Origin of the sequence: Ruminococcoides bili (genome assembly GCF_040093295.1) — a bacterium.
Taxonomy (GTDB): Bacteria; Bacillota; Clostridia; order Oscillospirales; family Acutalibacteraceae; genus Ruminococcoides; species Ruminococcoides intestinale_A.
Genome location: NZ_JBBNJY010000066.1, coordinates 1 through 5,557 on the forward strand (window position 1 = coordinate 1; position 5,557 = coordinate 5,557).

Below are 5,557 nucleotides of genomic sequence, written 5' to 3' on the forward strand. Positions count from 1 at the left end.
CCGATCTCCATTGAAAAGGTTGACCAAACTTTCATAATTACTTGTCAAAACACTCTGCTAAACCATAATTTTAAACTACCTTGACGGTAACATCAATTCTTTTTGTGCGGTGCATTGTGTCTTCAACGCTGTAAGTCAGCTTATATGTACCGACTTTATCGGTAAGAACATTGCCTGTTACGGATATTTCATCTGTAATATTGTTTGAACAGGTGTCAACAGCGGTTACACCCTCAAGCAGGTCGGCGGTTTCGCCTTTGGTTATAGTCAAATCGCTTGCGCCGTGAATTTCAGGTGTCTTTGTTGCATACGGGTTCTGCGGATCATCGTCGGTAGGGTCCCAGCCACAGGTATGGTCGGTAATTTTAATTGCCTCCGGTTTGCCGAGCGGGCCCGGATTGTCGTCATCGTAAACGGTTACGGGTGTGTTTTCGGGACAATTATCATATATCCACTTTACATCTGCGGTTTCCATTCTTACACAGCCGAGTGAACCCTCATCTCCGAGTTTGTTGAACTCCTCGGTTTCGAGTGTGTCGGCGCTTGCGTCTTCATACGGAACGGAATGAAAAAGATAATCGCCGTAAAATCCCGATACATAATGACCGTAAACATCATTGAAAAGCGGATTCCATTCCTGCTTGTAGTAAATGTAGAAATCGTCGCCGAGAACGGTAGCTTTGTTAACACCGGTTGAACAAATCATTGCACGGACAGGAACAGTATATTCGCCGTTTTTGTCATAAGTGTAAACCGTAACGCAGTTTTGCGAGCGATTGACTTTAATAAAATAAGGATTTTTCTCGTAAATATTATTAAGATTTTCATTGAGAACATCAGTGTTTGCAAGATAGCAGGTTGAATATCCGTCATAAATGCTCTGCGACTGAGCAGCAACCGTAATATTGTAGGTATGGCGGGTGTTGCCTATCTGTGCGGTAATTGTAGCCGTACCCTCGCTTAAGCCGTCAATTCTTCCACCGTCATCAACGGTAACGATATTGTTGTCACTGCTTGACCACTTTGATTTTACAAGTTCTTCGGCGGTTGCCTCAGATGGAGTGATAATTTTTATTTCATTACATTCAATGCTTATATCGGCGGTTTCACCCGTTACAATAACGGTCGGCTGTTTGCTGTTTGCCGACGAAGGTTGAGTTGTATTAATGTTTTTATTGTCGGCAGGTACTGAATTATCGGAAGTTCTACCTGCCACAGCGGTTACTATTACCGATACGCCAAGCACTGCCGCAAGCGTAAGAATAAAGGATTTACGATTAATGGATTTAAAATTCATCAAATTATTCCTTTCGTTTGTGTCTTTTAGTTTATTTTATTACATTATTATATATGTTTTTTTTTAAAAGTTCAAGAAATATTTAAATATTCAACAAAATCCCCGTGAAATATGTTAGAATATGTTTGGTGATTGGATATGTTACATTTTATAAAACACTTCAGAACGATTACAAGACACAGGCATAAGGTTATTGCTCACTGCGCAAAGGCAGGAATACTTTGGCAGGGGTTAAGGCACGACCTTTCAAAATATTCACCGACGGAGTTTATTCCGGGTGCAAAGTATTACCAGGGTAACAGAAGTCCTAACGAAAAAGAAAGGGAGCTTTACGGCTACTCAAAGGCATGGATGCATCATAAGGGCAGAAACCGTCATCACTACGAGTATTGGAATGACTACAATCCTAAGACAAAGCAGATAGAAAATGTGGAAATGCCGATTAATTATGTAATCGAAATGTTTTGTGACAGGGTCGCCGCAAGTAAAATATATAACGGTTCAAATTACAAAGACAGAGATTCTTTGGATTACTTCGGCAGGGTAAAGGGCAAACACCGTATGCACGAAAACACAGAGAAACTGCTTGAAGAATTACTTACAATGCTGAGTGAAAAGGGAGAAGAAGAAACTTTTGCTTATATAAGAAAATTAAGAAAAATCAAAAAATAATTTCTTTGTGATTTTAATGAATTTATTTTACCGATTTTGCGTTTTAAAGTACTGAAATGCTTTTTCCGCTTGTAAAGAGCAGAACAAAAATCAACAAAATTTATGTAAAAACAAATAATAAAAAACAAGTAATTGTTAAATTTTTCACATATTAAAAAATATACCGAAAATCGGCGGCGCTATAGGCAAAAAATATAGGGAAAATTCGGCTTTTTTAGGCAAAAATAAAAAGCATTAGTATTTTTTGAAAATCCTTGACTTTAGCAAAAAAATGTGGTATTTTATATATGCTGATTTTGTGACGGAAACAATAAATCAGCAACGCAAGGCTTACATTGCCGTTTCGGCAAAAAGCAATAAAATCAATTCAATGAGAGTTAATCTCGTCTATTGAAAATGCTTGAAATGCCGACGGTTCAAATCAATCACGGTTTGAGCCTTGTCGGTTTTATTTTTGAAATACAGGGGGTTATTCTATGCGTTCCGAATGGAGTAATTTTGTTGGCGGACTTTGGGAATCTGAAATCAATGTCAGAGACTTTATCCAGAAAAACTACAAGCCATATGACGGCGATGAGTCTTTCCTCGTAGGTCCTACTGAGGCTACAGAAAAGCTTTGGGGCAAACTTAAAGAACTTCAGAAAGAAGAAAGAAGCAAGGGCGGCGTACTTGATATGGAGACTGAGGTTGTTACCTCACTCACAGCTTACGGCGCAGCATACATCGACGAAGATCTTAAGGATCTTGAGCAGGTAGTCGGTCTTCAGACTGACAAGCCTTTAAAGCGTGCATTTATGCCTTACGGCGGCATTAAGATGGCTGAACAGTCATGCCAGATGTACGGTTATGAGCCAAGCCCTAAGCTTCACGAAATCTTTACAAAATATCACAAGACACATAACCAGGGTGTATTCGATATCTACACACCTGAAATGAAGGTAGCTCGTCACAACAAGATTCTTACAGGTCTTCCGGATACATACGGCAGAGGCAGAATCGTAGGCGACTACAGAAGAATCGCTCTTTACGGTATTGATTACCTTATCGAGTGCAAGAAGGAAGATTTCGCCGAAACAAACCGTCAGGGTATGAGAAGAGGCGACTTCCAGCTCAGAGAGGAAATCGCAGATCAGATCAAGGCTCTTAACGGCATGAAAGAAATGGCTGCAATCTACGGCTTTGATATTTCACAGCCTGCTAAGAACGCTAAAGAAGCTGTTCAGTGGCTCTACTTTGGTTACCTCGCAGCTATCAAGACTCAGAACGGAGCTGCAATGAGCGTAGGCAGAGTTTCTACATTCCTCGACATTTATATTGAGCGTGACCTTGAGAACGGTACACTTACAGAGGCACAGGCACAGGAGCTTGTTGACCACTTTGTTATGAAGTGCCGTATGGTTAAGTTCGCAAGAATCGAAAGCTACAACCAGCTCTTCTCAGGTGACCCTGTATGGGCTACTCTTGAAGTTGCAGGTATCGGTATGGACGGCCGTTCACAGGTTACAAAGAACGACTTCCGTTTCCTCCACACACTTGAGAATATGGGCCCTTCACCTGAGCCAAACCTCACAGTTCTTTATTCTTCAAGACTTCCTGAGGGCTTTAAGAAGTACGCTTCTAAGATCTCTGTTCAGACAAGCTCAATTCAGTATGAGAACGATGATGTTATGCGTCCGGTATGGGGCGATGATTACTCAATCTGCTGCTGCGTATCTGCAACAGAAACCGGTAAGGAAATCCAGTTCTTCGGCGCTCGTGCTAACCTTGCTAAGTGTCTTCTTTACGCTATCAACGGCGGTGTTGATGAGAAGACAAAGGTACAGGTAGGTCCTGAATACAGACCGATTACTTCTGAATACCTTGACTATGATGAGGTTATCAAGAAGTATGACGCTATGATGGATTGGCTTGCTCACCTCTATGTAGGTACACTTAATATGATTCACTATATGCACGACAAGTATTACTATGAAGCTGCCGAGATGGCTCTTATTGATACTAACTGCCGTCGTACATTTGCTACAGGTATCGCAGGTTTCTCACATGTAGTTGACTCACTCAGCGCTATTAAGTATGCTAAGGTTAAGGTTATCCGTGATGAAGACGGTATTGCTACTGACTTCGAGATCGACGGTGAGTTCCCAAGATACGGCAACAACGATGAGAGAGCAGACGAAATCGCTGTAAACCTTCTCCGTAAGTTTATGAGCAAGATCAGATACTGCCACACATACAGAGATTCAGAGCCTACAACTTCTATCCTTACAATTACATCAAATGTTGTATACGGTAAGGCTACAGGTTCACTTCCTGACGGCAGAAAAGCAGGCGAGCCACTTTCACCTGGTGCTAACCCATCTTACGGTGCAGAGCAGAGCGGTCTTCTTGCTTCACTTAACTCTGTTGCTAAACTTCCATACGAGTATGCACTCGATGGTATTTCAAATACACAGACAATCAGCCCGGATGCACTCGGTCACAATGATGACGAGCGTGTAAACAACCTTGTAAATGTACTTGACGGTTACTTCGATCAGGGTGCACACCACCTCAATGTAAACGTATTCGGTACAGAAAAGCTCATCGATGCTATGGAGCATCCTGAGAAGGAAGAGTACGCTAACTTCACAATCCGTGTATCAGGTTACGCTGTTAAGTTCATTGACCTTACAAGAGAGCAGCAGCTCGATGTAATCGCAAGAACTTGCCACAAGTCAATGTAATTTAATAATGGAAAATAAAGAGTTAGTCGGCTATGTCCACTCACTCGAGAGCTTTGGTTCTGTTGACGGACCGGGTGTAAGATATGTAGTATTTTTGAGCGGTTGCGCAATGCGCTGTCAATTCTGCCACAATCCCGACACCTGGCAAATGAGTAAGGGTACACCTTACACAGCAGAAGAATTGCTTAAAAAAGCTATCGCATATCGCCCTTACTGGAAAAGTGAGGGCGGTATTACAGTTAGTGGAGGAGAGCCGCTTTTACAGATTGATTTTCTTATTGACTTTTTTAAAAAGGCAAAAAAGCTCGGTATAAATACAACGCTTGATACAAGCGGAAACCCGTTTACTACAGAAGAACCTTACTACTCAAAGTGGAAAGAGCTTATGCAATATACGGATTTGTTGTTACTCGATATTAAGCATATTGATGATGAACAGCACAAAATTCTTACCGGGCATACTAATGTTAATATTCTGCAAATGGCAAGAGAGCTTTCGGATATGGGTAAACCCGTATGGATTCGCCATGTACTTGTTCCGCAGAGGAGCGACTATGACGAGTATCTGTATCGTCTTGCCGATTTTATAAAAACTCTTAAAAATGTTAAGAGAGTTGAAGTGTTGCCATACCACACACTTGGAGTGTATAAGTGGAAAGAACTTGGCATCGACTATAAACTTGAGGGCATTGATCCGCCAACACCCGAGAGAGTTCTTAACGCAAAGAAAATTCTCGGTTGCGAATAATAACCTAATATTTTTGGGACAGTCTGATGACTGTCCCTTTTTGGTTAGTTGAGATTGTAAATTTGGGGTTTAATGCACCAATTTAAGCGAAATAATTAAAAAATTTAGGTCAAGCCA

The 5,557-nt window shown here is 41.3% G+C and carries 4 protein-coding genes; 3 read left to right on the forward strand and 1 reads right to left on the reverse strand.

The features are described 5' to 3' along the window. Positions 1-70 precede the first annotated feature (70 nt). On the reverse strand, positions 71-1,297 hold the full coding sequence (locus AAAY30_RS11065; RefSeq protein ID WP_302704483.1) for a L,D-transpeptidase family protein: 1,227 nt from the start codon (positions 1,295-1,297) through the stop codon (positions 71-73). Positions 1,298-1,435: 138 nt separating this feature from the next. On the opposite strand from AAAY30_RS11065, the gene AAAY30_RS11070 reads away from it, so the two are divergent. The 3 genes from AAAY30_RS11070 to pflA all read left to right on the forward strand — a co-directional run bounded on the left by AAAY30_RS11070 (position 1,436) and on the right by pflA (position 5,440). Continuing rightward, positions 1,436-1,969, forward strand: a complete 534-nt coding sequence (locus AAAY30_RS11070) for a DUF5662 family protein (RefSeq protein ID WP_195410709.1) — start codon at positions 1,436-1,438, stop codon at positions 1,967-1,969. A 476-nt stretch (positions 1,970-2,445) separates the two neighbouring features. Continuing rightward, positions 2,446-4,692, forward strand: coding sequence for a formate C-acetyltransferase (gene pflB / locus AAAY30_RS11075; RefSeq protein WP_022235314.1), 2,247 nt, complete (start codon positions 2,446-2,448; stop codon positions 4,690-4,692). A gap of 7 nt (positions 4,693-4,699) precedes the next feature. Continuing rightward, positions 4,700-5,440 (forward strand): pyruvate formate-lyase-activating protein, encoded by a 741-nt coding sequence (gene pflA / locus AAAY30_RS11080; protein WP_022235313.1) that lies wholly within the window; start codon positions 4,700-4,702, stop codon positions 5,438-5,440. Positions 5,441-5,557: the final 117 nt, after the last annotated feature.